The 24,409-nt window shown below is 72.9% G+C and carries 20 protein-coding genes; 16 read left to right on the top strand and 4 right to left on the bottom strand.

All coding sequences use genetic code 11. The features are described 5' to 3' along the window. Positions 1 to 26 precede the first annotated feature (26 nt). A complete protein-coding gene (locus KNO15_RS12425) occupies positions 27 to 614 on the bottom strand; it encodes a TetR/AcrR family transcriptional regulator (protein ID WP_241704048.1) in 588 nt (195 codons plus the stop codon). 191 nt (positions 615 to 805) lie between these two features. Between KNO15_RS12425 and KNO15_RS12420 the strand changes: the two genes are divergently transcribed. Further along, a complete protein-coding gene (locus tag KNO15_RS12420) occupies positions 806 to 2,362 on the top strand; it encodes an MFS transporter (RefSeq protein WP_241704047.1) in 1,557 nt (518 codons plus the stop codon). A 346-nt stretch (positions 2,363 to 2,708) separates the two neighbouring features. Here the strand turns inward: KNO15_RS12420 and KNO15_RS12415 are convergent, their stop codons facing one another. Then, positions 2,709 to 3,239 carry a GIY-YIG nuclease family protein gene (locus KNO15_RS12415; RefSeq protein ID WP_241704046.1) on the bottom strand — a complete coding sequence of 177 codons (531 nt, stop codon included), beginning with the start codon at positions 3,237 to 3,239 and terminating at the stop codon, positions 2,709 to 2,711. Between the two features lie 241 nt (positions 3,240 to 3,480). Between KNO15_RS12415 and KNO15_RS12410 the strand changes: the two genes are divergently transcribed. The 9 genes from KNO15_RS12410 (at position 3,481) to KNO15_RS12370 (ending at position 18,377) form a co-directional block, all read left to right on the top strand. After that, positions 3,481 to 5,121 carry an ABC transporter substrate-binding protein gene (locus tag KNO15_RS12410; protein ID WP_241704045.1) on the top strand — a complete coding sequence of 547 codons (1,641 nt, stop codon included), beginning with the start codon at positions 3,481 to 3,483 and terminating at the stop codon, positions 5,119 to 5,121. Continuing rightward, positions 5,099 to 6,169 carry an ABC transporter permease gene (locus tag KNO15_RS12405; protein ID WP_241704044.1) on the top strand — a complete coding sequence of 357 codons (1,071 nt, stop codon included), beginning with the start codon at positions 5,099 to 5,101 and terminating at the stop codon, positions 6,167 to 6,169. Before KNO15_RS12410 ends, KNO15_RS12405 begins: the two co-directional genes overlap by 23 nt. Further along, the gene (locus tag KNO15_RS12400; RefSeq protein ID WP_241704043.1) at positions 6,166 to 7,125 is read left to right on the top strand and encodes an ABC transporter permease; all 960 of its coding nucleotides are present in this window, start codon (positions 6,166 to 6,168) and stop codon (positions 7,123 to 7,125) included. Before KNO15_RS12405 ends, KNO15_RS12400 begins: the two co-directional genes overlap by 4 nt. Before the next feature lie 140 nt (positions 7,126 to 7,265). Then, a complete protein-coding gene (locus KNO15_RS12395; RefSeq protein WP_241704669.1) occupies positions 7,266 to 8,981 on the top strand; it encodes an ABC transporter ATP-binding protein in 1,716 nt (571 codons plus the stop codon). Next, entirely contained in the window at positions 8,978 to 10,393 is a 1,416-nt protein-coding gene (locus KNO15_RS12390) for an NtaA/DmoA family FMN-dependent monooxygenase (protein ID WP_241704042.1), read from the top strand. Before KNO15_RS12395 ends, KNO15_RS12390 begins: the two co-directional genes overlap by 4 nt. Positions 10,394 to 10,761: 368 nt before the next feature. Then, positions 10,762 to 13,881, top strand: a complete 3,120-nt coding sequence (locus KNO15_RS12385) for an FtsX-like permease family protein (protein ID WP_241704041.1) — start codon at positions 10,762 to 10,764, stop codon at positions 13,879 to 13,881. Next, complete coding sequence (locus KNO15_RS12380; protein ID WP_241704040.1) at positions 13,878 to 16,628, top strand: FtsX-like permease family protein; 2,751 nt, start codon at positions 13,878 to 13,880, stop codon at positions 16,626 to 16,628. Before KNO15_RS12385 ends, KNO15_RS12380 begins: the two co-directional genes overlap by 4 nt. Positions 16,629 to 16,633: 5 nt before the next feature. Continuing rightward, the gene (locus tag KNO15_RS12375; protein ID WP_241704039.1) at positions 16,634 to 17,632 is read left to right on the top strand and encodes an ABC transporter ATP-binding protein; all 999 of its coding nucleotides are present in this window, start codon (positions 16,634 to 16,636) and stop codon (positions 17,630 to 17,632) included. Further along, positions 17,619 to 18,377 (top strand): ABC transporter ATP-binding protein, encoded by a 759-nt coding sequence (locus KNO15_RS12370; protein WP_241704038.1) that lies wholly within the window; start codon positions 17,619 to 17,621, stop codon positions 18,375 to 18,377. The genes KNO15_RS12375 and KNO15_RS12370 overlap by 14 nt, the downstream gene beginning before the upstream one ends. On the opposite strand, the gene KNO15_RS12365 is transcribed toward KNO15_RS12370, so the two are convergent. Beyond that, on the bottom strand, positions 18,359 to 19,129 hold the full coding sequence (locus tag KNO15_RS12365) for a DUF4386 domain-containing protein (protein ID WP_241704037.1): 771 nt from the start codon (positions 19,127 to 19,129) through the stop codon (positions 18,359 to 18,361). The two genes, KNO15_RS12370 and KNO15_RS12365, sit on opposite strands and share 19 nt — an antisense overlap. A 119-nt stretch (positions 19,130 to 19,248) precedes the next feature. Here KNO15_RS12365 and KNO15_RS12360 point away from each other — a divergent pair, with 119 nt between their 5' ends. Further along, positions 19,249 to 19,902 (top strand): TetR/AcrR family transcriptional regulator, encoded by a 654-nt coding sequence (locus tag KNO15_RS12360; RefSeq protein WP_241704036.1) that lies wholly within the window; start codon positions 19,249 to 19,251, stop codon positions 19,900 to 19,902. An 85-nt stretch (positions 19,903 to 19,987) separates the two neighbouring features. On the opposite strand, the gene KNO15_RS12355 is transcribed toward KNO15_RS12360, so the two are convergent. Further along, on the bottom strand, positions 19,988 to 20,911 hold the full coding sequence (locus KNO15_RS12355; RefSeq protein ID WP_241704035.1) for a Ppx/GppA phosphatase family protein: 924 nt from the start codon (positions 20,909 to 20,911) through the stop codon (positions 19,988 to 19,990). 309 nt (positions 20,912 to 21,220) lie between these two features. On the opposite strand from KNO15_RS12355, the gene KNO15_RS12350 reads away from it, so the two are divergent. The 5 genes from KNO15_RS12350 to KNO15_RS12330 all read left to right on the top strand — a co-directional run bounded on the left by KNO15_RS12350 (position 21,221) and on the right by KNO15_RS12330 (position 24,393). Next, positions 21,221 to 21,331 carry a ribonucleotide-diphosphate reductase subunit beta gene (locus KNO15_RS12350; RefSeq protein ID WP_241704034.1) on the top strand — a complete coding sequence of 37 codons (111 nt, stop codon included), beginning with the start codon at positions 21,221 to 21,223 and terminating at the stop codon, positions 21,329 to 21,331. Between the two features lie 69 nt (positions 21,332 to 21,400). Next, the gene (locus KNO15_RS12345; protein WP_241704033.1) at positions 21,401 to 21,847 is read left to right on the top strand and encodes an FAS1-like dehydratase domain-containing protein; all 447 of its coding nucleotides are present in this window, start codon (positions 21,401 to 21,403) and stop codon (positions 21,845 to 21,847) included. Beyond that, positions 21,847 to 22,272, top strand: a complete 426-nt coding sequence (locus KNO15_RS12340) for a MaoC family dehydratase (protein ID WP_241704032.1) — start codon at positions 21,847 to 21,849, stop codon at positions 22,270 to 22,272. Before KNO15_RS12345 ends, KNO15_RS12340 begins: the two co-directional genes overlap by 1 nt. Continuing rightward, positions 22,269 to 23,417, top strand: coding sequence for a UDP-N-acetylmuramate dehydrogenase (locus tag KNO15_RS12335; RefSeq protein ID WP_308220440.1), 1,149 nt, complete (start codon positions 22,269 to 22,271; stop codon positions 23,415 to 23,417). The genes KNO15_RS12340 and KNO15_RS12335 overlap by 4 nt, the downstream gene beginning before the upstream one ends. Positions 23,418 to 23,580: 163 nt before the next feature. After that, the gene (locus tag KNO15_RS12330) at positions 23,581 to 24,393 is read left to right on the top strand and encodes a hypothetical protein (RefSeq protein ID WP_241704031.1); all 813 of its coding nucleotides are present in this window, start codon (positions 23,581 to 23,583) and stop codon (positions 24,391 to 24,393) included. Positions 24,394 to 24,409 lie beyond the last annotated feature (16 nt).

Below are 24,409 nucleotides of genomic sequence, written 5' to 3'. Positions count from 1 at the left end.
CGCGAGCGGCCTGTCTGAACACTCTCTCAGGCTCCGGCGGCCGGCAGCGGGCGGGCGCGCAGGCCGTCGATCGCCATCGCGACGACCCTGTCGCGCTGCTGGTCGTCGTCGAACGCCACGCCCGCGACGCCGGACACCATGCGGATGACGTCGCCGATGGTGGCGTCGGTCCGCAGCTCGCCGGCCTCCTGGGCGCGGCGCACGAGCGGCTCTCCGGCGTCGTAGAGGGAGGTGCGGCAGCTCAGCAGCACAGGGGAGTCCTTGTTGAGGCCCTCCAGCAGCGCCTTCTTGGTGCCGACGTAGAGGAGGAACCTGCGCAGCCAGGCCTGCACGGCGTCCCACGGTTCGAGGGATGCCGCGTCGTCCGCTGCGCGCACGACGGCCTCCACCTCTTCGACGTAGACCGCCTCGACGAGGGCGTCGCGGGTGGGGAAGTTGCGGTACAGCGTCCCGATGCCGACCCCGGCGCGCCGCGCGATGTCCTCGAGGGAGGCGCCGGCGCCGTCTGCCGCGAACGCCTCGCGCGCTGCGGCGAGCAGTGCGTCGAAGTTGCGTCGGGCGTCGGCGCGCTGGGGGCGCGCGATCAGGGGGCGGGCGGTGTCGGTGCCGGTCACGGCGGTGGGTCCTTCCGGGGTTGCTCACACTGAGGGGTTGCGAAGCGGAGGCACCCTCCGGTAGTGTCTTACTCGTAACCGGAGGCAGCCTCCGATCGGAGCCTCCCTCCAATTGTAGCTCTCCGCGGAGAGAAAAGTTCACCCGGTCGGCCATACGCCGACATCACCATTCGAGAAGGAAGCCGTAACCCGTGTCTCGATCCCGTCCCTCTGCCACCTTCGCCGTTCTGGCTCTCAGCGTGGCCTCCTTCGCGACCCTCCAGTCGCTCGTCGTCCCCGTCCTGCCGGTCATCCAGCAGGACCTCCACACCACCACCGCCGGCGTCACCTGGACCATGACCGCGTGGCTGATCGCCGCAGCGGTCGCCACGCCGTTGCTCGGCCGCGTCGGCGACCTCGTCGGCAAGCGCAGGGTCTTCGTGCTCGCGCTGCTGGCCGTGGCGGTCGGCAGCGTCATCGCCGCCGTCGCCCCCACCATCGGTGTCCTCATCGCCGGCCGGGTCGTGCAGGGTCTCGGCGGCGCCATGTTCCCGCTCGCTTTCGGCATCATCCGCGACGAGTTCCCTGCCCACCGGCTGCCGTCGGCGATCGGCGCGATCGCGTCGATCATCGCCGTGGGCAGCGGCCTCGGGACCGTGCTCGCCGGACCGCTCGCCGACATCCTCAGCTGGCGCGGACTGTTCCTGGTGCCGGTCGCCCTCACCGTGACCGCGGCCGTGCTGGCCCTCGCCATCGTCCCCGAGTCGCCGACCCGGGCGACGGGAGGCGTCAACCCGTGGTCGGCCGCACTGTTGTCGGGATGGCTCATCGCCCTCCTGCTGCCTCTTAGCACCGGCGCCCAGTGGGGCTGGTCGTCGCCGCTGGTGATCGCGCTGTTCGCGCTCGCCGCCCTGCTTCTCGCCGCCTGGGTCGTCGTGGAGCTGCGATCGCGGCACCCGCTGGTCGACATGCGGCTCATGCGTGAACCGGGCGTCTGGTCCATGAACGCCGCCGCCGTGTTCATCGGCGCCGCCATGTTCGCGGTGTTCGCGTTCTTCCCGCGCTTCGTGCAGACCCCGACCTCCACCGGTTACGGGCTCGGTGCGAGCGTGGCCGAGTCCGGGCTGCTGATGCTCCCGATGCTCGTGACGATGGCGGTGACCGGCTTCGTGAGCGGACCGCTCGAGCGCTGGCTCGGCTTCCGCACGCAGATCGTGGTCGCCGCGGTCGTGATGGCGGCGTCGAGCCTGTCGCTGGCCTTCTTCCACGGCTCGCTGTTCGCGGTCGCCGCCGCATCCGGCGTGTTCGGGATCGGCCTCGGCCTGATCTACGCGGCGATCACCAGCGTGGTGGTGCAGAGCGTCCCCGCGACGCAGACCGGGATCGCGAGCGGCATGAACGCCAACCTCCGCACCGTGGGCTCGGCCATCGGCGCCGCCGTGATGACCGCACTCGTCACCGGCACGATCGGCGCGGGCGGCCTCCCGGCCGAGTCGGGCTACACCGAGGGCTTCGCGACCGCCGGCGTGCTCGCCTTCGGCGCCGCCGTCGTCACGGTCGCCGCGGCGTTCCTGATCCGTTCGCGCGCCGGCCGCGCGGCCGCCGACCTCGCGGCCGTGGCCGCCCTCGCCCGCCTCGACGCGGCCCACGTCGCCGCGGCGGAGCCGCTGCGCGCGTCCCGCGCCTCGGTCGAGGCCGCCGAGATGGCGCGCCTGATCGAGAAGGTGGAGGCCGAGCGCCCCACCGAGCCGGCCACCTCCGCGGCCTAGCGTCGCGAACGGAGGAGATCGCCCCAGCCAAACGCCCCATCGCAGCAAACGGAGGAGATCGGCACGCACCGCGCGCCGATCTCCTCCGTTATCACCCGCGCCCGTCGGTAACGGAGGAGAGTGCCTGGCCTCGCGACGTGATCTCCTCCGTTCGCCTCCCTGCCTATGTCCATAAATCCGGAGATGTCGGCGTTACGGGGGTATCTCTCCGGAGTTGTGAACGAGCCTTCGGCGGTCGGCAACTCCGGAGATTGAGTCGGGATGGGCGTGGATGTCCGGAGGAACGGACGTCCAGGCGGCGTGTCGCGGCCAGGGTCCGGAAATGCCGACGGAGCCGCCCCACACCTCACCCCCGCGCGGCCGCCTCGCTGCGCCAGCGCGCGAGCAGGCCCCACGGGTCGGGCGGCAGCGACGCAACGTGCGCGAGCAGCGCGTCGTCGGTCTCGAACCACTCGGTTCCGGGGATGCGCAGTGCGGCGAACTGCGCGTGCCTCTGCTGCTCCAGCCTGCGGTCGCCGCGCTCGAATGCGAGCACCTCGTCGTGCGGGAGGCCGGCGAACCGTTGCGCGGGGTTGGCGGAGGTACCGATCTTGATGCGGTCGCGGAACCGCAGGTAGTAGACGACGTCCACCCGGGAGGCGGCGGCCGCGTCGGGCGGCAGCTCGCCCACCCGCCATTCGCACACCGCGCACAACCACCCCGACGGGTACCGCACCCCGAGCCGAGACCCGCAGAATGCGCAGGGCGACGGCAGCAGGTCCGTCTGGCCGTACTCCGCCTCCACCCACTCGTGCGCTTCGAGCAGGTGCGTCAGGCAGAGGGCGACCGGCGCTCCGGGATGCGCGGGAGCGCCGCACACGGAACACGACGCGGTCACACGGCGACGGTACCGCCGGCCCCCGACAGGGCCGTGGCACAGAGGTGCACCTCACCACGCCGGAGCCGCCCATCGCATGCCCGGCCGCGGAGCGCGAGTGCGCGTGACGCCGTGTTTCGCGGGTGAAACAGTCGGTCACGGTGGCTCGACCGCGCTTGCGCGGGGCCGCATTCTTGGCGCACCCATCCTGCAGCTCTGCACTCCCCGCCCGCTCGGCCCGACACCGTTCCAGGAGACCTCCATGCGTTCACGTTCCCTCCGCACCCTCGCCGGCGCCGCCGTCGCGCTCGGCAGTGTGCTCGCCCTCGCCGCCTGCGCCGGCGGCTCCGACGCCGCCACCGGCGGCGGCGAGAGAGTCGACGGCGGCACCATCGTCTACGCCCACCAGCAGGAGCCCGCCTGCGTCTTCGGTGGCTGGATCGAGCAGGCGTACCTGTCGTACCAGGTGCTCGACAACCTCACCTCGCTCGACGAGAACCACAAGGTCGTCCCGTGGCTCGCCACCGCGTGGAAGCCGTCCGCCGACGGCCTGACCTGGACCTTCACGCTCAAGAAGGGCGTGAAGTTCACCGACGGCACGCCGCTCACCGCCGCGGCCGTGGCCTACAACTTCGACTACTGGGTCGGCGGCGGCAACAGCACGGCGAAGGTCTGGCTCGGCGGCTACTACAAGGATGCCAAGGCGATCGACGACCAGACGCTGCAGATCGACCTCAGCCGCCCGTACCCGCGGCTCGCCGACAATCTCACCCAGGGCTACTTCGGCATCCAGTCGCAGCACGCGCTCCAGACCCGCACCAAGGAGCAGAACTGCGAGGCGCCGATCGGCTCCGGTGCGTTCACCGTCGAGAAGTGGAACCGCGGCCAGGACATCATCCTGAAGAAGAACAAGGACTACACCTCGCCGCCAGCCAACGCCAAGCACACCGGCCCCGCCTACGTCGACACCATCGACTGGAAGTTCGTCGCCGACCCGACGACGCGTGTCGCGGCACTCCAGGGCGGGCAGGTCGACGCGATCTACGACGTGCCCTCTGTGCAGTGGAGCGTGCTGAAGAACGGTGGATACCAGCTCGAGAAGTTCGTGACCCCCGGCCGTCCGCAGCAGATCTCGTTCAACACCGCGAAGGGCCCGTTCACCGACGAGAAGGTGCGACAGGCGTTCGCCTACAGCCTGAACCGTCCCGAGATCGTCAACACGATCGGTCGCGGCGTCATCCCCGCGGAGGGTAATGGCGGCGTCAGCCAGGCCACCCCCGGCTACAGCCAGAAGGCCGCCGACTGGTACACGCAGGACGCGAAGAAGGCGAACGCCCTCCTCGACGCGGCGGGCTGGAACCAGAAGAACAGCGACGGCGTCCGCGAGAAGGACGGCCAGGCGCTGACCGTCCGCCTGCCCTACGGCGCCGGCTCGATCATCAACGCCGACGGCGCCGCGATCCTGCAGGGCGTCAAAGAGCAGGCGAGCAAGGTGGGCTTCGATGTGAAGCTGATCCCGGTGCCGCAGAGCGAGTTCTTCTCCGGCAAATACTCCGGACCGGACGCCTACGACCTCCAGGCCGGCTACTGGACGAGTGTCACGGCGGGCATCCTCTACATCAACTGGAGGCCGTCCACCGCCGACGACCCGAACTACAGCAACAGCGCCTTCTACAACGACCCGGTGCTCGAGCAGTACATCCTCGACGGCAACTCCGCCGCCACGATCGAGCAGCAGAACGCCGACTACCAGAAGGCGCAGGACTACATCGCGCAGCACGCCCTCTCGATCGGCGTGTACGACCGGCTGAGCACGCTCGCCGTGTCGCCGAGACTGCACGGTGTCTGGCAGGAGCACGCACAGGGAGGGCCGACGTTCTATGACGCGTATCTCACCAAGTGAGCCGCTGGTCGCAACCGCAACCGCAACCGCAACCGCAACCGCTGCCGCGGCTGCAGCCGGGGCCGGGGCCGACGCGGTCGTCACGACCGTCCGGCCTCGGCGTGGCCGAGCGGTCGCCCTCACCGTCCTGAAGAAGGTGGGCGCGGCGGCCGTGGTGCTCTGGGGCGCCGCGACGGTGGCGTTCTTCGCCCAGCTCGCGCTCCCCGGCGACCGGGCGACGACCATCCTCAACATCCGGGCCGGCCAGGTGCAGTTGCGCACGCCGGCCGAGCTCGAGCAGATCCGCGCGCAGTACGGGCTGACCCGGCCGGTCATCGTGCAGTACGTCGACTATCTGCGCGGGCTGATCAGTGGCGACTTCGGCGACTCGTACCAGCAGTACCGCCCGGTGACCGCGATCATCGGCGAGCAGCTCGGCAACACCGTCACGCTGTCGCTGACGGCGATCGCGCTCGCCTGGGCGATCATGGTCGTCTGGGTGACGCTCACGGCCGGCCGCGGCCCGCGCGTCGGCGCTCTCGGCTCGACGGTGGACGTCGTCACCGCCGGTCTTCCCGCGTACTGGCTCGGCATCATCCTGCTGCTGGTGTTCGGGCTGGGGCTGCGCTGGTTCCCGATCATCAGCGGCTCGTCGCCGAACGGGATCGTGCTGCCGGCCCTGACCCTGGCCATCCCGCTGGCCGGCTTCATGGCGCAGAGCGTGCGCACCGAGTTCGAGCGGTCGCTCGACCAGCCGTTCGTGCTGTCGGCCCGGATGCGCGGCATGGGGGAGTGGGGCGTCCGGCTGCGGCATGTGCTGCGGCACGCGGTCATCCCGGCTGTCACGCTCTCGGGATGGGCGCTCGGCGCCACGCTCTCGGGCGCCGTGATCGTGGAGTCGATCTTCTCGCGCCCGGGAATCGGCTCCGTGCTGGTGACCGCCGTGAACTCCCAGGATCTGCCGGTCGTCACCGGCATCGTGACCCTGGTCGCCGTGGTCTACGTGGCCGCGAACCTCATCGTGGACGTCGTCTACACCGTGATCGATCCCCGCTTGGAGCTGTCATGACCTCCCCCGCCACGGCGCCGTCGGAGCGGTCGGGCGCCGCGCCCGGCACCCGCCCGTCGGCCGGCACCCGCCCGTCGCCCGGCACCCGCCCGTCGGCCGGCACCCGCCCGCCAGCCGACACCCGCCCGTCGGTCGCCGGCGGCCTCGCCCACGCGCCTTGGGGGCTGTACCTCGCGGTCGCCTTCGCCCTCCTGCTGCTCGTCGCGGTCATCGCGCCGCAGCTGCTCACGACCCACCTGCCCACCGCCGTCGACTACGGCGCCGCCCTCCAGCCGCCCAGCTGGGCGCACCCCTTCGGCACCGACGAGTCGGGCCGCGACCTCTACACCCGCGTCGTCTGGGGCGCGCGGGACTCGCTCACCATCGGCGTGGGCGCTGCCGCCGTGAGCATCGGCCTCGCGCTGATCCTCGGCACGCTCGCCGCGCTCGGGGTGAAGCCCGTCGCCGTCGTGGTCGACCGCTTCGTGGAGATCCTGTTCACCTTCCCGGCCCTCCTGCTCGCCCTCCTGCTCATCGCGATCGCGGGCCCGAGCGCGGCGACCCAGGTCCTCGCGGTCGGGGTCGGCACGGCGCCCGGTTACGCGCGGATGATCCGCGGGCAGATCCTCGGCGCGCGCAACTCGGGCTACGTGGAGGCTGCCACCGCGCTCGGCCACTCGCGCTGGCGGATCGTGCGCGCACACATCCTCCCGAACGCGCTGCGGCCACTGGTCGCCGTGTTCGCGCTGTCGATCGGCCAGTCGATCGTCTGGGCGTCGAGCCTGTCGTTCCTGGGCCTGGGCGTCGCGCCTCCCGCGTCCGAGTGGGGCGCGCTGCTCGACGCCGGCCGCGCCTACCTCACCACGGCCTGGTGGCTCGTCGTCATACCCGGCCTCGTCATCGTCGCCGTCGCGCTCGCCGCGACCACCATCGGCCGGCACATCCAGGCGCGCCTGGAGAAAGGGGAGCGATCGTGAGCATCACCGAGCAGAGCGCAGTGGAGGTCGTCGCCGGGCCCGACGTGCTGGGCCGCCCCGACGGGTCGGGCCGCCCCGACGCGCTGGGTCGCCCCGACGAGCTGGGCGGCACCGAGCTGGGCGGCCTCGACTGGCCCGCCGTGCGCCTCCGCGTGCGCAACCTCCGCACCGGTTTCACCGTGGACGGCACGCACCGCCCGATCGTGTCGGGCGTGAGCTTCGACCTCCTGCCGGGGCGCTGCGTCGCGATCGTGGGCGAGTCGGGCTCGGGCAAGTCGGTCACGGCGCGCAGCCTGGTCGGCCTGGCCGGCCGGGGCGCCACCGTGGAGGCTGACGAACTGGAGCTGCACCATCAGGACGTCCGCGCGTTCACGGCACGTCAGTGGCGGCGCGTGCGCGGGCGCGATGTCGGCTTCGTGCTGCAGGACGCGCTCGTCTCGCTCGACCCGCTCCGTCCGGTCGGGAAGGAGATCGCGGAGGCGTTGCGTCTCCATCGCTGGGGCGGTCGCGCGGCGCGGAAGGCCCGCGTCCTCGAGCTGCTCGAGCGGGTGGGGGTGCCCGCTCCCGCGGTGCGCGCGCGGCAGCGTCCGGACCAGCTGTCGGGCGGCCTCCGCCAGCGGGCGCTGATCGCCTCGGCCATCGCGCTCGACCCCGACATCGTGATCGCCGACGAGCCGACGACCGCGCTCGACGTGACCGTGCAGGCGCAGGTGCTCGCGCAGTTGGAGGCGATGAAGGAGCGCGGCGCCTCCGTCATCCTGATCAGTCACGACCTCTCCGTCGTCGCGCGCCTCGCCGACCACATCCTCGTGATGCGTGGAGGAGAGGTGCTGGAGCAGGGACCGGCGGAGCGCGTGCTCGCCGCCCCGGAGAACGAGTACACGCGCGCGCTCATCGCGGCCGTCCCTGGGGAGGCGACGCGCGGGCGTGCCCTCACGCCAGGCGCGCCCGCTCCGGCGCCCCGACCGCCGATCGGCGCGCCGGTGCTGGAGGCCCGTGAGCTCGTCAAGCGGCTCCACACCGCCGACGGCACCGTGACCCGCGCGGTCGACGGCGTCTCGTTCACGCTGCACGCGGGCGAGACCCTGGGGATCGTCGGCGAATCGGGGTCGGGAAAGAGCACCACGGCGAGACTCGCCCTCGGTCTCGAACGGCTCGACGACGGCGACGTGCGCCTGCTCGGCCGGGAGTGGTCGTCGCTCGCCGAGGTGCGCAGACGCGCGCTGCGCCGCCGCATCTCGGTCGTCTACCAGGACCCGCTGAGTTCGTTCGACCCGCGCTGGACCGTCGAACGCATCCTGCTGGACGCCCTCCGCGCGGAGTCGTTCGCGACCCCGGCGGACCGCGACGGCCGCGTGCGCGAGCTGCTGGCGCACGTCGGGCTGAGCGACGCCGTGCTGCCGCGGTTCCCGTTGCGGCTGTCGGGAGGCCAACGGCAGCGGGTCGCGATCGCCCGGGCGCTCGCGCCCCGGCCCGACGTGATCGTGCTCGACGAGGCCGTCTCTGCACTCGACGTCACCATCCAGGCGCAGATCCTCGACCTCCTCGTCGCCCTGCAGCGGGAGTCGGGCGTCGCGTACCTCTTCATCTCCCACGACCTCGGCGTCATCAGCCACCTCAGCGACCGCGTGCTGGTGATGAAAGACGGCCGCGTGGTCGAGGAGGGGACCGCCGAGGACGTCTTCGAGCGGCCGCAGCAGCCGTACACTCGTGACCTGATCGCGGCCATCCCGGAGTTCGACCCGGGCGCGGGCAGCACCACCAGCACCACGAGTACCACCAGCACGACCGGTGCGACCGGAACCGCCGACGACACCAGCACCGCCAGCACCATCGCACCGGAAAGCACAGCATGACCACCGAACCCAAGCAGCTCTTCGTCAACCTGTTCGAGATGGCCTGCGTGAGCCACATCACGCACGGGCTGTGGCCGCTGCCGGGCAACAACCGCGAGCGCTTCGCCGACCTCGACTACTGGCTGGAGCTCGCGCGACTGCTGGAGCACGGCGGTTTCGACGGGATCTTCCTCGCCGACGTCATCGGGGCGTACGACGTCTTCCGCGGCGGCCCCGAGACGGCGCTGCGGGAGGGCCTCCAGAGCCCGAACCTCGACCCGCTGCTGCTCGTGCCGGCGATGGCCGCGGTCACCGACCGCCTGGGCTTCGGCGTCACGTTCTCGACGACGTACGAGCCGCCGTTCGCCTTCGCCCGCCGCATGTCGACCCTCGACCACCTGACCAAGGGCAGGATCGGCTGGAACATCGTGACCTCCTACCTCCCCAACGCCGCCCGCAACTTCGGCCTGGACGACGAGGTGCCGCACGATGAGCGCTACCGCCGCGCTGAGGAGTACCTCGACGTGCTCTACAAGCTGTGGGAGGGATCCTGGGACGACGACGCCGTCATCGCCGACCGCGAGGCGCGCGTCTTCACCGACCCCGCCAAAGTGCGCTACATCGACCACGTCGGTGAGCGGCACCGCGTCGCCGGACCGCACATCGTGCACCCGTCGCCGCAGCGCACCCCCGTGCTCTTCCAGGCGACCGGGTCGCCCGCGGGCATCGAGTTCGCCGGACGCCATGCCGAGGTCGTCTTCACCGGAGGGCGCACGAGCGAGGAGTTCCGCCGGAACGCCGACGGGATGCGCGACTCCGCGGAGCGTCACGACCGGCAGCGCGACGACGTGAAGTTCATCGCGATGGCGGGCGTGATCGTCGGGCGGACGACCGAGGAGGCCGAGGACAAGTGGAGGCTGTACCAGCAGCAGTCCAGCCTCGACGGCATCCTCGCCCACAGCAGCCTCCCCGTCGACCTCACGGCCTTCCCGCGCGACATCACCGTGCGCGAGGCGCTCGCGCGTGCGGAGTTCCCGGCGGAGCGGGTGCCGTTCCTCCCGCTGGACAAGACAGTGGGCCAGGCGCTCGACTTCGTGAAGAACAGCCGCGACGACCGCTTCCTGGTGGTCGGCGACGCGAAGACCGTGGCCGACGAGATCGAGCGCTGGCTCGACGAGGACGGCCTGGACGGGATCAACCTGCGCCAGTACCACTCGTTCGAGACCGCGCGCGACTTCGCCGACCTGGTCATCCCGGAGCTGCGCCGTCGCGGCCGGCTGCCCCAGGCGGGGGAGCGCTCCGCCACGCTGCGCGAGCGCCTGTTCGGCGACGGCGACGGCCGGCTCCCCGAGCGGCACCCCGCAGCCCGCTACCGCGGAGGCGCCAATCTGCACGAGCCCGCGCTCGCGGAGGCCGCCCTCCCCACGCGCTGACCCGCGCCCAGCGCGCTGACGCCCGCCGCGCCCGCCCGTCCGGCACCCCTCGTCCCCCCCACCTCCGCCGAGGGGCACGTGGATGTCACTTCCCCCTCCGCCGAGGGGCACGTAGATGTCCCTTCCGCGCGGTCGAAGTGACAACAACGTGCCCCTCGCGGACTGCGTCGGCGCGGCGGGGGGCGCCTTTCGTCCGACGCGCGGCACTCCGGAGGCCGGGAGCGGGTCTCGCGAGGGGCACGTAGATGTCACTTCGGGCGCCCGGAAGCGACAACAACGTGCCCCTCGGCGGTGAGCGGCGCGGCAGGCGCGCGCGAAAGTGCGTGGGCGCGCACGGTGATTGCGCGAACGCACGCTAGGTTGAGGGAATGCGTGCGAGGGAGGGCCGGGCGGGGGCCGACGTGCGTCGGCCGCGGTCGTTCTGGCTGCAACGCAGCAGGGCGCAGCGCGGAACACTCATCGCGACCGGGCTCGTCATCGTCGTCGTGGCCGCCCTCGCGAGCGTGATGTCCGGCCTCGCGGTCCGGTCGCCGACCGCCGCGGTGCGGGCCACGCTGTCCGAGGAGCCGCCAGTGGTGACCTCGCTGGCGCTGGAGTCCTCTGCCCTGTCCGACCTCACCGCGCAGGACGCCGAGGTGCGCCGGGTGCTCGCCCACCGCTTGTCCGGCCTGTCCGCGACCGTCGCCGGAACGTTCTCCGCACCGCAGGTCCAGGTCACCGGAGGCAGCGACACCGGAGGCAGCGACACCGGAGGCGGCGACACCGGAGGCGGCTACGCCCTGCTCCTTGTCGCGGGTGACGGCCTCCGGTCCCGGGTCGTCGTCTCGGCAGGCCGCTGGCCCACCGGTGACGGCCAGGCCGCCGTCGACGAGGCGTTCGCGCGCGCCCACTCCGTGCGGGTCGGCGATCACCTGCAGCTGCAGGGCGGGTCGGCGCCGGCGCCGGTCGTGGTGACGGGGCTGTGGCATCCCGCCGACCCGTCGGCCCCCGCCTGGCTGGGCCTCACCGACGGCCAGGGCGGCACCGACGGCAGGATCGCCGTGGACGCGGCCACCGCGGCTGCGACCAGCGACGGACTCATCGGCAGGTGGGTGGTCACGCCCGATGCGACACGCACGACCGCCGCCCAGCTCCCGCGTCTGCACTCGGCGCTGGCGGGCGCCGCCGGGGAGCTGAGCGGTGACTCGGCCGCCGGCGCCAGCCCGTTCTCGTCCGAGGGCGACGCGATCGCGACCGTGGCGGCGATGCAGCGCTCGGTGGTGGCGTTGCACGCCGTGATCCCGGTCCCGCTCGCTGTTCTCGCCGCCTGCTCGGCGATCGCGCTCGTGCTGCTCGCCCAGCTGCTCGCCGGCGCGCGGCGGGTCGAGACGCGGCTGTTGCGCTCGCGTGGGGTGACGATCCAGACCCTCGCCCGTGCAGCGGCCGTCGAGTCTGGCGTGGTCGCGGTGGTCGCGACGGCCGTCGGCACGGTGGCGGCGCAGCTGGTGCTGCTGCTCGCGGTCGCGCCGCCCGCGCAGGTGCTCGACGTCGCGCTGCCTCCGGTGCTGACGGTGGCGACGGCCGTCGTCGCGTCCACGCTCACGGTCGTCTTCTCGGCGCGTGCGGTCTCCGAATCGCCCGGTGCCGTGGAGGCCGGTCGCGGACGCACGGTCGTGTCGGGAGGTCTGACCGTGCTCGCCGTCATCGCCGCGGCCGTGACCCTGTGGCGCTTCGTGGCGTTCGGCCCGGCCGTCGGCGGGGGCTCCGACGCGGTCGACCCGACCGGCGTGGTCGCTCCTGCGGCGGTGCTGTGCGCGATCGCCCTGATCGGCCTCCTGCTGTTCGGCCCGGCTTCTGCCGCGGTGGAGCGGGTGGCCGGCCGGGGGCGCGGTGTCGCCGGCGTTCTGCCCGCGCGGCAGGTCGGGCGCGGGGTCGCGCTCTTCGCCGGTCCGGTCGCGCTGATCGTTCTCGCGGTCGGCTCGCTCACGTTCGCCGCCGGTTACGCCGGGACGTTCGGCGGCTTCCTCCGCGATTCCGCCCTGCTCGTGAACGGTGCGGCTGTGCGCACCGACCTCGGGGTGAGCGGGAGCCCGCACAGCGCGACCGACACCTCCGGAGCCGCCCGCCTGGCCTCCGTCCACGGCGTGACGACGGTCTCGCCCGCCATCGTCGACAGCGGGACGGTCGGCGACTCCGACGTCGCGGTGGTCGCCGCTGACGCGAGCGCATTGCCGACCCTGCTGCCGATCGGCGGCTACCTGCTCGACACCGGCGACCTGGCCGCACGCCTGCGGGTGCCGGGGGCGCTCGCGGGAGTGGCGCTCCCGTCCGGGTCGACGCAGCTCTCGGCGACCGCTGCGGTGATGGGAGGCGACGGCGCTGCGGACGTGACGGGAGGCACCGCCTGGCTCGCCACCTCCACCGGGGAGGTCGTGCCGGTCACCGGAAAGGTCGCACCCGCGAGCGGAGACGGCACGGCGACGACCGCGATCGCCTTCGCCCTCCCCGACGGGGCCACCCGCCTCGTCGCCCTCGACGTGGCACTGGAGGCCCCGGATGGCGCCGCCGACGTCGGCGTGCGCCTCTCCGGGCTGCCGTCCGGCGCCGAAGGGTGGGTCCCGGCCACGGCGGCGTTCGGCGAGGCCGGCGCGTTCCGAGCCGACGGCGCCCTCGGCGCGCGTTCCGCCTCGTTCGCCGGGGACGCGTCCGTGCGGTTCGTCCCGCCCGGCGCCTCCGCCCTCCCGCTCGCGGTCACCACGGCGCTCGCGCAGGACAACGCCCTCCAGGTCGGGCAGCGCATCGAGGTGCGCAGCCCGGTCGGCGACCTGCAGGGGAAGGTGGCGGCGATCGTGCCGGCGCTCCCCGGCACCTCGGACGAGCGGGCGGTGTTCGCCGACCTGCCCGCGCTCACCGCCGAACTGTTGCGGTCGTCCGCGTCGGTGTCGCGGGCCTCGTCGATCTGGCTCGCCACCGGCAGCGCGGACGACCCGGACACGGTCGCGGACGCCGTGCGCGCCGAGCTCGGTCCTGACGCGACGGTGAGCACCGCCTCCGGCGCGTTCGTCGCCCGATTCCTCGGCGGGGCGGTCGCCAGCACGTGGCTGGGAGCTGCCGGCTGTGCCCTGCTGGCGGTCGCGGCGGTCGTCGCCGCGATCACGGCCGCGCTCCGCCGCCGGCGCGGGGAGGTCGTCGTGCTGCGCGCCGTCGGGCTGTCCGGGCGGCAGCAGGCGTGGGCGCGGCGGCTGGAAGTCATCGGCGTCTCCTGCGCCGCCGGCGTCTTCGGCCTCCTCGGCGGGGTGGTGGTCGTCCTGCTGGTCGGCAACACGCTCGCGCGGCTGTCCGTGGTCACGGCGCCGCCGACGCTCTCGGTGCAGGGCCGCGTCGATCCGGTCGGGATGGGCCTCGGGATCGTGACGCTCGTCGCCGCGCTCGCCGTGGCGGTGTGGGGGTATGGCGCCGGCGTGCGACGTCAGGCGGCCGACACGGCGTACCGGGAGGAGACCCGATGACGGCCGCCCCCGCCCGCACGTCCCGGCTCACCGACGCCGGACTCGCGCTGCGCGCACTGAAGGCGTTCCGCGGCGGCCTCCTGCTGCTCGCTCTCGTCACGGTCGTCGTCACCGCCGCGCTCGCCGCCTGGCCGCGGGTCGCCAGCAGCCTGCTCACCGCCGAGCTGCGGCACGAGCTGACCCAAGCCGGTGCGGGCGGCCGCGACCTGACCACCGCCATCCGCACGGGAACCTTCACCGGGGGTCCTGTACTCGATCCTGCCGCCGTCTGGCGCGGCCTCCCCGGCATCGCCGCATCGGTGCACGCCGGGCTGAAGCCCCCGCTGCGCCAGGTCACCGGGCAGGGCGACACGGCGATGACGAGCACCGACGTCGTCATCCAGCCGCCGAAGGACGCCGCCTCCAACAGCAGGTACAGGGTCGGGGTCGAGGCGTATCGCGGCTTGCGATCGCAGGCGCGGCTGGTCGAGGGTGCCTGGCCGGCGCCGGTCACGGCGTCGACGCGGCAGGGCGCCGTCGTGGAGGTCGTGCTCACCCGCGACGCCGCGCGCCTCCTCGGCTGGACCCTCGGCACCGAGCGGCGCACGGGCACCGAGGCCGGTCTGAGGCTGAAGCTCGTCGGGATCGTCGCACCGAAGGATGCCGGCAGCGACTTCTGGAACCTCGACGCCGTCCGCGCCCACGGCCACTTCGTCGACAGCGGCGACTCCGGAAAGGAGTTCGGCGCGGTGGTGTGGCCCGACCCCGGATCGTGGCCGGCCATCGCCCCGGCGTTCGACGGTGCTGTCGCGTCGCTGTGGCTCCCCGTGGTGCCGGCCTCGTTCGAGGTGGAGGACCTGCCGGACATCCGCAGCGCCCTCGGCGGGTTCCTGGCTCTCCCGCCCGTCGCTTCCGTCGGAGGCGTCCCGGTCCCGCTCACGTTCAGCACGAGCCTGCAGGGGCCGCTCGACGACTTCCAGAGTCGCGCGCAACCGGCCAACACGCTGTTCGCGATCCTCGCGGCGGGACCGCTGGTCGTCGCCCTCACGGTGCTCGCGCTGGGCGCCAGGCTCGTCGTGGGAAGGCGCCGTGAGGCGCTCGCCCTGATGGCCGCGCGTGGCGCATCGCCCGGCCGTCTGCGCGGCAGCCTCGCGATCGACGGCGCCCTCGCCTCCGTCCCTGCTGCGATCGTCGGCATCGCGATCGCGTTCGCCGTGACGCCCGGCGCGACGCCTGTGCTGCTGCCCGTGCTGCTCGCCGCGCTGTGCGCTGCGGCGCCGCCGGTCGCGCTGGTGCTCGCCGCCGGCTCGCTCGCACCGCGGCCGGCCGGTCGGCCGGCACGCTCGCGCTGGGCGTGGGTCGCCGAGGTGACGGTGATCGGGCTGGCCGTGCTGAGCGTCGTCCTGCTGACCCGCCGCGGCCTCTCGGCCTCCGGCGGCGGTCTGGAGGTCGACCCGCTCGCCGCTCTCACCCCGGTCCTCGTGGCGCTGGCCGTGTGCGTGCTCGTGCTGCGCGTCACGGGCATCCCGCTCGGCTGGCTCGTCGGCGCGTTCCGCCGTGGCCGCGGCGCCGTCGCCTTCCTCGGCGCCTCCGGCGCCCGCGGAACGGGCGGGCGCGGCGGGCGCGGTGCCGTGCTCTGGCCGGTGTTCGCACTGGTCGCCGGGGTCAGCATCGCCCTGTTCTCGGTGAGCGTCCTGGCCACGGCGCGCGACGGTCTCGACCAGGGCGCGCGTGCGAGGGTCGGCTCCGACCTGTCGCTGACCGCGGCCGCGACGCTGAGCCGCGACCAGCTGGCCGCCGTGAAGCGCATCCCTGGCGTCGCGGCCACCGCAACGGTCGACTGGGCGGGCGGCATCGCGATCACCGCGGGAGGGACGGGGGAGGTCGTCTCCGGCTACCTCGTCGATCCGAAGCAGCTGGATGCCGTGCAACGCGGCCTCCCCGCCTCCGCACGCCTCTCCGCGCTCCTCGGCGGCGGGCTCCCCGGACGCACCGGCGCGGTGCTCGGCGGCTGGGAGAGCCGCATCCCGGTGACGAGCGCGCTCATCATCGGGCAGGGCACGAACGTGCACCTCGCCGTGACCGAACTGGACTTCACGCCGGGTGTCTACGTGCGCGACTCCCGCTGGGTCGTCGTCGACCGCTCGACGCTGCCGGCCTCGAGCGGGGTCACCGGCACCCCGCAGACGGTGCTGGTGGCGCTCTCGCCCGGCGCCGCTGCCGCGCGGGTGCACGACGAGCTCGCCCGCATCGGCGGCACCGGAGCCCTGGTGGGCGACGCGGTGGCCGAGCGCGCGGCCCTCCGCGCCTCCCCGCTGGTGGCCGGGACCGAGTCGATCGCGCTCCTCTCGATCGCCCTCACCGTGCTGCTCTGCGTCGCCGCCCTCGTGCTCACGCTGGTCATGAACACCGCGTCGCGCATCCGGCTGGTCGCGACACTCCGAACAGTCGGCTTCAGCACGCGGCAGACGGCCGGCGTGCTCGCCTGGGAACTCGGGCCGGTGCTCGTCATCGGTCTCGTCGCCGGCGCGATCGTCGGGCTGGTGCTGCCGGGGATCGTGCTCGGCCCCCTCGATCTCCGCGGGTTCACCGGCAGTCCGGTGCAACCGGTGGTCGCGAGGGATCCGTGGCTGAGCGCCGCCGCGCTCGCCGGGTTCGCGGCGGTCGCCGCGGTGGCAACGCTGGTGGCACTGGCGGGCGCGCGCCGCTCGTCGCCGGCCGCCGTGCTGAGGGCGGCCGGTGACCTTCCGTCGACAGGAGGACAATGACCAGGATGACCACGCAGGAGACCCTGTCGGGCGCGCTCTCCGCAACCGGCGCAGACGCGGAGCACGCAGCCGCCCTGGGCGCCGCCGCGCCGGGTGCCGCCGCTCCGCCCGCCGACGCCGCGATCCGCTGCTCGGACCTCGTGCGCATCTTCACCGCGGACGGTGTGGAGGTGCAGGCGCTCCAGGGCCTCACCCTGAGCGTCGACAGCGGCGAGCTCGTCGCGATCGTCGGCGCCTCCGGTTCGGGCAAGTCGACACTGCTCGGCATCCTGTCCGGTCTCGACAAGCCCACCGCCGGCTCGGTGACGGTCGCCGGCCGCGACCTGCTGGCGCTGTCGTCGCGCGAGCGGGTCGACTACCGGCGCCGCACGGTCGGCTTCGTCTGGCAGCAGACCTCGCGCAACCTCCTCGGTTACCTCACCGCGCGCGAGAACCTGGCGCTGGCCATGTCGCTGGCGCGCACCCCCGACCGGGAGCGCCGGTCGGCCGACCTCCTCGAACTCCTCGAGGTCGCCCACTGCGCCGACCGCACGCCGTCCGAGATGTCGGGAGGCGAGCAGCAGCGCGTCGCCATCGCCGTCGGCCTCGCCAACGAGCCGCGGGTGCTGCTCGCCGACGAGCCGACCGGAGAGCTGGACGAGGCGACCAGTGCCGAGGTGCTCGAGGCCATGCGCGGCGTCAACCGCGAGCTCGGCGTGACGACGCTGATCGTCACCCACGACCCCACCGTGTCCGACCACGTCGCGCGCACCGTGCAGATCCGCGACGGCCGCACGGCCACCGAGGTGCTGCGCCGCACCGGGGTCACGGCCGAGGGCGACGAGCACATGGTCGCCGAGGAGTACGCGGTCCTCGACCGGGTCGGCCGCCTCCAGCTGCCGCAGGAGTACCTGACCTCGCTCGGGATGCGCGAGCGGGTGCGACTGGCGCTGGAGAGCGACCACGTCGGGGTGTGGCCGCACGTTCAGCAGACGCAGGAGGAGGCCGCAGATGACGAGCGTTGACACCATGGCAGAGGAACAGGCCGGGCCGGCGCCCGAGGGCCCGCTCCTGGCCGCCGACGGCGTCAGCCGGGTCTTCGAGACCGCGGCCGGACCCGTGGTCGCGCTCGCCGAGGCGACCCTGGAGGTCCACCGCGGCGAGCTGGTCGTGATCAAGGGCCGCTCCGGATCCGGCAAGACCACCCTGCTCAACGTGCTCAGCGGGCTCGACCGGCCGACCTCCGGCCGGGTCGTGGTCGACGGCGTCGAGGTCGGCACGGCCGACGAGGCCGCGCTCGTCGCTCTGCGCCAGCGCAGTGTCGGCTTCGTGTTCCAGTCGTTCGGACTCATCCCGGTGCTGTCGGCCGCGGAGAACGTGGAGGTGCCGCTGCGGCTCCTGGCCACCCCGCCCGCCGAGCGCGACGCCCGCGTCGCCGAGCTCCTCGAGCGGGTGGGGCTGGCGGCGCACGCGCGGCAGCGCCCGACCGAGCTCTCGGGAGGCCAGCAGCAGCGCGTCGGGATCGCCCGCGCGCTCGCCGCCGACCCTCCGCTGCTCTTCGCCGACGAGCCGACCGGACAGCTGGACAGCATGACCGGCCGGCAGATCATGGACCTCCTGGTCGAGCTGGTGCACGGCAGCGGCGTCGCCGCCGTGGTGACGACGCACGACCCGCTTCTGATGGCGCGCGCCGACCGGGTGCTGGAGCTCCACGACGGCCGGCTCGGCGCCGGCGCGCCCCGGCGGGGGCGTCACGCGGCGGAGGGCTGAGCGCGCTCGCCCGCGGCGCGCCGCGCTGCACGCGCGCGTTGACGCGGCGTGAAGGCGACGACGCTGAAGAAGATCCCGAGGAAGGCCTCCCAGACGATCTCGGGAAGTGTCGCGATGGCGGAGATCGGCGATCCTTGACCCCAGAACCCGAACAGCACGCCGATCCCCGACAGTGCGACGAGGGAGCCGCCGATCATGCCGACGATCGCCATCCCCCGGGGCACGAGCCCGGAGCGCAGCAGCAGCCAGCCCAGCAGTACGCCGTTGCCGAGGCCGGCGACGAAGCCGGGGCCGAGCAGGAACGTCCAGTTGCGGAGGACGACGAGCGTGTGCGCCGAGACGGCCACGACCTCCTGGTCGCCGAGCCCTGCGGCCTGCCCCCGGAGGGTGACGACCGTCAGCAGGCAGAGCATCCCGATGGCGATGAGGACGCACTCCATGATGCGGGCGACGACGTAGCCGAGGGCGAGCCCTTCGGACCGGCGGCGCAGGATCGGGAAGAGTGCGAGGGCCGTGCCCAGGTTGGCGGCGATCAGTGCCGCCTCGCAGAGGATTCCGAGGAGCACGCGCGTGTCCGTGCCCGCGCCGAGCACGTAGCCGGGGTCGTCGAGGACCGGGGCGTAGAGCTGCACTCCGGCGATGGCGGTGACGAAGGTGACGAGGAAGAGGACGCCGGCGGTGAGCGCGCGGCGGCGGTCGGTGGACAGGCGGTCGGTGGACAAGCGGTCGGTGGACATGCGGTCGGTGGACATGGCGGCCTCGGTTCCGGGGGGAGGGTGACTAAGATGGTGTACGCCGTACACCTGCACGATAGGTGTACGATGTACACCTTGTCAACACCCGTTCACGACGTCCGCCGAAAGGGGGCACGATGCCCGATGCGACGCGCCCGCGGCTGACGCGTGACAGTGTCCTGCGACGCGCGCTCGAACGCGCCGACACCGCCGGCCTCGACGCGCTCACGATGCGGTCGCTCGCGTCCGAGCTCGGGGTGGTGCCGATGGCGCTCTACAAGCACGTCGCCAACAAGGACGAGCTCGTCGACGGGATGGTCGACCTGGTCTGGGCCGAGGTCGAGCCGCCGACCGGCGCCGGCTGGCGGGAGGCGATGCGGGCGCGGGCGGTGTCGCTGCGCGCGGCGCTGCGGCGCCATCCCTGGGCGGTGGGGCTGATGGAGTCGCGCATGCGGCCGGGGCTCGCGAACCTCGCCGCACACGACGCGATGATGGGGTGCCTGCGCGAGGCAGGGTTTCCGTTGCGCACCACCGTGCACGTGACGTCGGTGCTCGACGCGTACGTGTACGGCTTCGCGCTGCAGGAGAAGACGCTCCCGTTCGACTCCCCGGAGGAGTCGGGCGCGGTGGCGGCCGAGAAGGAGCAGTCCGTTCCCGCCGAGCTGGCGCCGCGCTTCCCGTACCTCCTGGAGGTGGTCGCGCAGCTCGCAGAGGCCGGCTACGACTACGACGAGGAGTTCGCCACCGGCCTCGACCTCATCCTCGACGGCGTCGAGCGCCGCTGGCCCTGACCGCCGCACCATTTGCCGCAAATGTGGCGATAAGGGCCGCCGATCGCGCCATGTGCGGCAAATCTGCCGCTCGCTCCGGTCTTCGTCAGTCGAGGTGGTCGAGATAGCGGAGGATGATGCCCTCGCGCAGCGCCCACGGGCAGACCTCGAGCTCGGCGACGTCGAGGGCGCGCATGGCCTCCCGCAGCACCACCCCGCCCGCCACGATCTGGAACGTGCGGTCGGCGGTGATGCCGGGCAGCGCCGTGCGCGCGTCGGCGGGGAGCTGCGCCAGCCGCGGCACCCAATCGGCGAGCTCGGAGCGGCGCAGGAGGCTGCGCTCGGTGCCGCCGGGACCGCTCGCCGTCGAGCCGGCCAACCGAGCGAGCGAGCGGATGGTCTTGGACGTTCCGATCACGTGCTCGGGCCCGCGGCCGGAGAACCGCCCCACGGCCTCCGCGAGGGTCGCTCTGGCGTGGTCACGCAGGGCGGTGAGCTGTTCGTCGGTCGGCGGGTCGTAGTGCAGGAACCCGATCGTGCTGCGGCCGGCGCCGAGAGGGAGGGACACCGCGGTGTCGGGGTACTCGTCGGCGCCCGCCGCGATCTCCAGCGAGCCGCCGCCGATGTCGAGCAGCAGGAGCGAGCCCGACGACCACCCCGACCAGCGCCGGACGGCGAGGAACGTCAGCCTCGCTTCATCCTCGCCCGACAGCACCTGCAACTCGACGCCGGTCTCGTCGCGGATGCGCCGCAGGATCGCCGGACCGTTGGTGGCCTCCCGGATCGCGGAGGTCGCGAACGGCAGCAGTTCGTCGATGCCCTCCGCTTCACCGACCGCGACCGCCGCACGGATGGCCTCGACGATGGCGGTCTCGCCCTCCGCGCTGATAGACCCGTCCTCCAGGATGTAGCGCATCAGACGCAGCACGGACTTGTGGGTGGCCGCGGGGAGCGGGCGGGCGCCGGGGTGCGCGTCGACGACGAGCAGGTGGATGGTGTTCGATCCCACGTCGAGGACTCCGAGTCGCATAGGGAGAGAGTAACGGTCGTGCGAGCCCGGCCGACGCACGGTGAAAGTCGAAGAATCGGCAGGCGCACCTGGTCGTGCCCTCATCGCTGCGTGCCGAGCCACGACCTGGAGGGCGCAGTGCCCAGGGCGGGTGTCCCGAGCCGACACGCCGGGTCGATTCCCCCACTTCGGAGGGGGCGATGTCGGTGGTTCCGCGTAATCTCAAGGGTGTTGGGCAGCCGGCCAGAAAAAACCCGAAAACACTACATGTAGTGGAATGACAATCGTGTCATTCGGGTTATATAGTGGGTAAACACCGCGAGACGCACGGTGAACAGACTTCTAGGGGAGGCCATCATGGACTACGAAAACGACACCGTCGGCGGCTACGCGGTTCCCGTCGACCCGATGGACCTGCTGCAGTGCGACAGCTGCCAGTAGTCCGCTGACACAGCTTCGAGAGCCCCGGCGCTTCTGCGCCGGGGCTCTTCTGTTTCGTAGAATCGTCGGGTGCCAGTGAATCCAGAGCTCGTGGGGCGAAGCTTCCCGCCGACCCCTCCCTACCTCGTCGGGCGTGAGAAGGTGCGCGAGTTCGCCGCAGCCGTGCTCGCGACCGACCCCATCAGCTTCGATCTGGCGGCCGCCCAGGCCGCCGGCCACGCCGACCTCGTCGCGCCGCCGACGTTCGCCGTCGTCGTGCAGCAGCTCACCCTCGACCAGCTGCTCGCCGACCCCGAGGCCGGTATCGACTTCAGCCGGGTCGTCCACGGCGACCAGCGGTTCACCTTCTCGCGGCCGGTCGTCGCGGGCGACGAGCTCACCGCGACGCTCACGGTGACGTCCGTCAAGTCGCTCGGCGCGCACTCGATGGTCACCGCCGAGACCGTCATCGTCGACGTGGCCGGCGAGCACGTCGTCACCACCGTGTCCACCCTGGTCGTTCGAGGAGACGAGTGATGCCCGCACCCGAGTTCGAGTCCCTCGCCGTCGGCGACGTGGTCGCCGAGCGCACCTTCGATCTCAGCAGGGATGCGCTGGTCCGCTACGCGGGCGCGTCCGGCGATTTCAATCCGATCCACTACCGCGACGACGTCGCGACCTCGGTCGGTCTCCCCGGGGTGATCGCCCACGGCATGCTCACGATGGGCCTGTCGGTGCAGCCGGTCGTCGACTGGGCCGGCGACCCCGCGCGCGTGGTCGACTACCAGGTGCGGTTCACGCGCCCCGTGGTCGTCGACCCGACGAGCGGCGCGAGCGTGCAGGTGACGGCCAAGGTCGGTCAACTCGACGCGGAGGCCCGGGTCGCACGCATCGACCTCACCACGACGTTCAACGCCGAGACCGTGCTCGGCAAGGCGCAGGTCCGCGTCTCGCTCGCGTGAACGACGAGACGACAGGCACGCCCGCTCTCGCGGATCTCACGACCATGCGGGTCGGGGGCGTGCCGGAGACCCTGATCGCTCCGGCAGACACCGACGCGCTCGTCGAGGCCGCCCGCGAGGTCTGGGCGTCGGGGGAGGAGTGGCTGCTCCTCGGCGGCGGCTCGAACACGGTCGCAAGCGACGACGGCTTCGAGGGGACGGTCATCCACGTGGTGACCAGGGGCATCGATCGGGTCGGTGCCCCGGACGGTCGCGTTCGGCTGCGGGTGCAGGCGGGCGAGCCCTGGGACGAGGTCGTCGCCCTGACCGTGCGCAACGGCTGGTCGGGCGTGGAGGCACTGTCGGGCATCCCCGGTTCGACCGGCGCGGCGCCGGTGCAGAACATCGGGGCGTACGGGCAGGAGCTGGAGTCCGCGCTGGTCGGCGTCGACTTCCTCGACGCGGCGACGGGCGAGGTCGTTCGTCTGTCGCGCGCGGAGCTGGAGCTCGGCTATCGCACGTCCGTGCTCAAGCGCGGGAGGCTCGGCCTGGTGCTCGCGGTGGAGCTGGAGCTGTCGGACAACTCGGTTCCCGGCGGCGTCGGCGCACCGCTCAGCGCGCCGGTCGCGTACGTGCAGCTGGCGGACTCGCTCGGCGTTCCCCTCGGCTCGCGGGTTCCTGTCGCGGAACTGCGGCGCGCCGTGCTGGCGCTTCGCGCCTCCAAGGGGATGGTGCTCGACCCCGACGACCCGGACTCGGTCAGCTCGGGCAGCTTCTTCACCAACCCGATCGTCTCCGAGTCGTTCGCGCGCGGCCTCCCCGCCGATGCTCCCCGGTGGCCCGTGACGCCTCCCGAGCCGGATGTCGTGATCGGCCTCCCCGCCGGAGGCGTGCACCCCCTCGACATCCCGCCGCTGGCCGGCGGCCCGTACGAGGTCAAGCTCTCTGCCGCCTGGCTGATCGAGAACGCCGGCATCCGCCGGGGCTTCGCCCTGCCGGGCTCGGGCGCCGCCATCTCGTCGAAGCACACCCTCGCGATCGTCAACCGCGGCCACGCCACGGCATCGGACGTCGCCCAGCTGGCCTCGTTCATCCAGGCGCGGGTGCAGGCGGAGTTCGGCGTGCTTCTGCGGCCCGAGCCGGTCCTGGTGGGTCTGTCGCTGTGACGATCGGTCGTCGAGCCGTGCCGGGGCCACGACCGGGGCCGCCAACGGCACTGCGGCGGGCTCAGCGGCTGGCACCGCGGCGGGCACCGCGCTCCTGCTGCCGCGAAGACAGTTGACGGCGTTCTCTGAGAGGACTCTCACCCTTCGTTTCTAGGCTGTGGCCATGGGATTCCTCGATCGACTTCTCGGCCGCGAAGAACCGCAGGACGAGCGCACTCGTCAGTACCAGCCCGCCCAGCAGTACCCCTCCGCTGGGGCTCAGGCTGCCGCTCCGGCCGGCGCCAAGGCTCCTTCGGCCACCGGGGCTCCTGCAGCCTCAGAGTCGGCGCAGCGCAGTGAGGACGAGATCGCCGTCGAGCGCTACCGCTATCTCCTGCGCACCGCCCCGCCCGAGACCATCGAGCAGGTGCACGAGGAGGCGTTCGCCAAGCTGACCCCGGAGCAGCGCCGCCTCGTGTTCCAGGAGCTCTCTGCCAACGCGCCGTCGGGTGAGCAGCCGCGCGCGGACGACGCTCGCTCGCTCGCCCAGGCCGCGACCCGCTCCGAACTGCGCCAGCCCGGGACCCTGGAGCGCACGCTCGGCGCACGCCCGGCGGGCGGTATGGGCTTCGGCGGGATGTTCGCGAGCTCGCTGCTCGGCAGCGTGGCCGGCTATGTCATCGCCTCCACTCTCGTCAGCGCGTTCCTGCCCGCGCCCGGTGCGGATCAGGCGGCTACAGACGGAGGATCACCCGACGCGGCCTCCGGCGATACCGGCTCCGCCGACGGTGGAACCGACGCGCAGGCTGCGTCCGCCGACACCTCCGGCACCGACTCCGGAGTCGACTCGACGTCCGGCGCAGACTCCACCTTCGGCGCGGATTCCTCCGGCTGGGGCGCCGGCTCCGGCTGGGACGCGGGCCCCGGCTGGGACACCGGTGGCGGCGATTTCGGTGGCGGCGATTTCGGTGGCGGCGATTTCGGCGGCTTCATCTGACCCGCATCCCGACCCG

This window comes from Leifsonia shinshuensis, assembly GCF_022606355.1.
Taxonomy (GTDB): Bacteria; Actinomycetota; Actinomycetes; order Actinomycetales; family Microbacteriaceae; genus Leifsonia; species Leifsonia shinshuensis_B.
The sequence above is the reverse complement of the archived record's forward strand: the minus strand, read 5'-3'. Positions and strand labels throughout refer to the sequence as shown.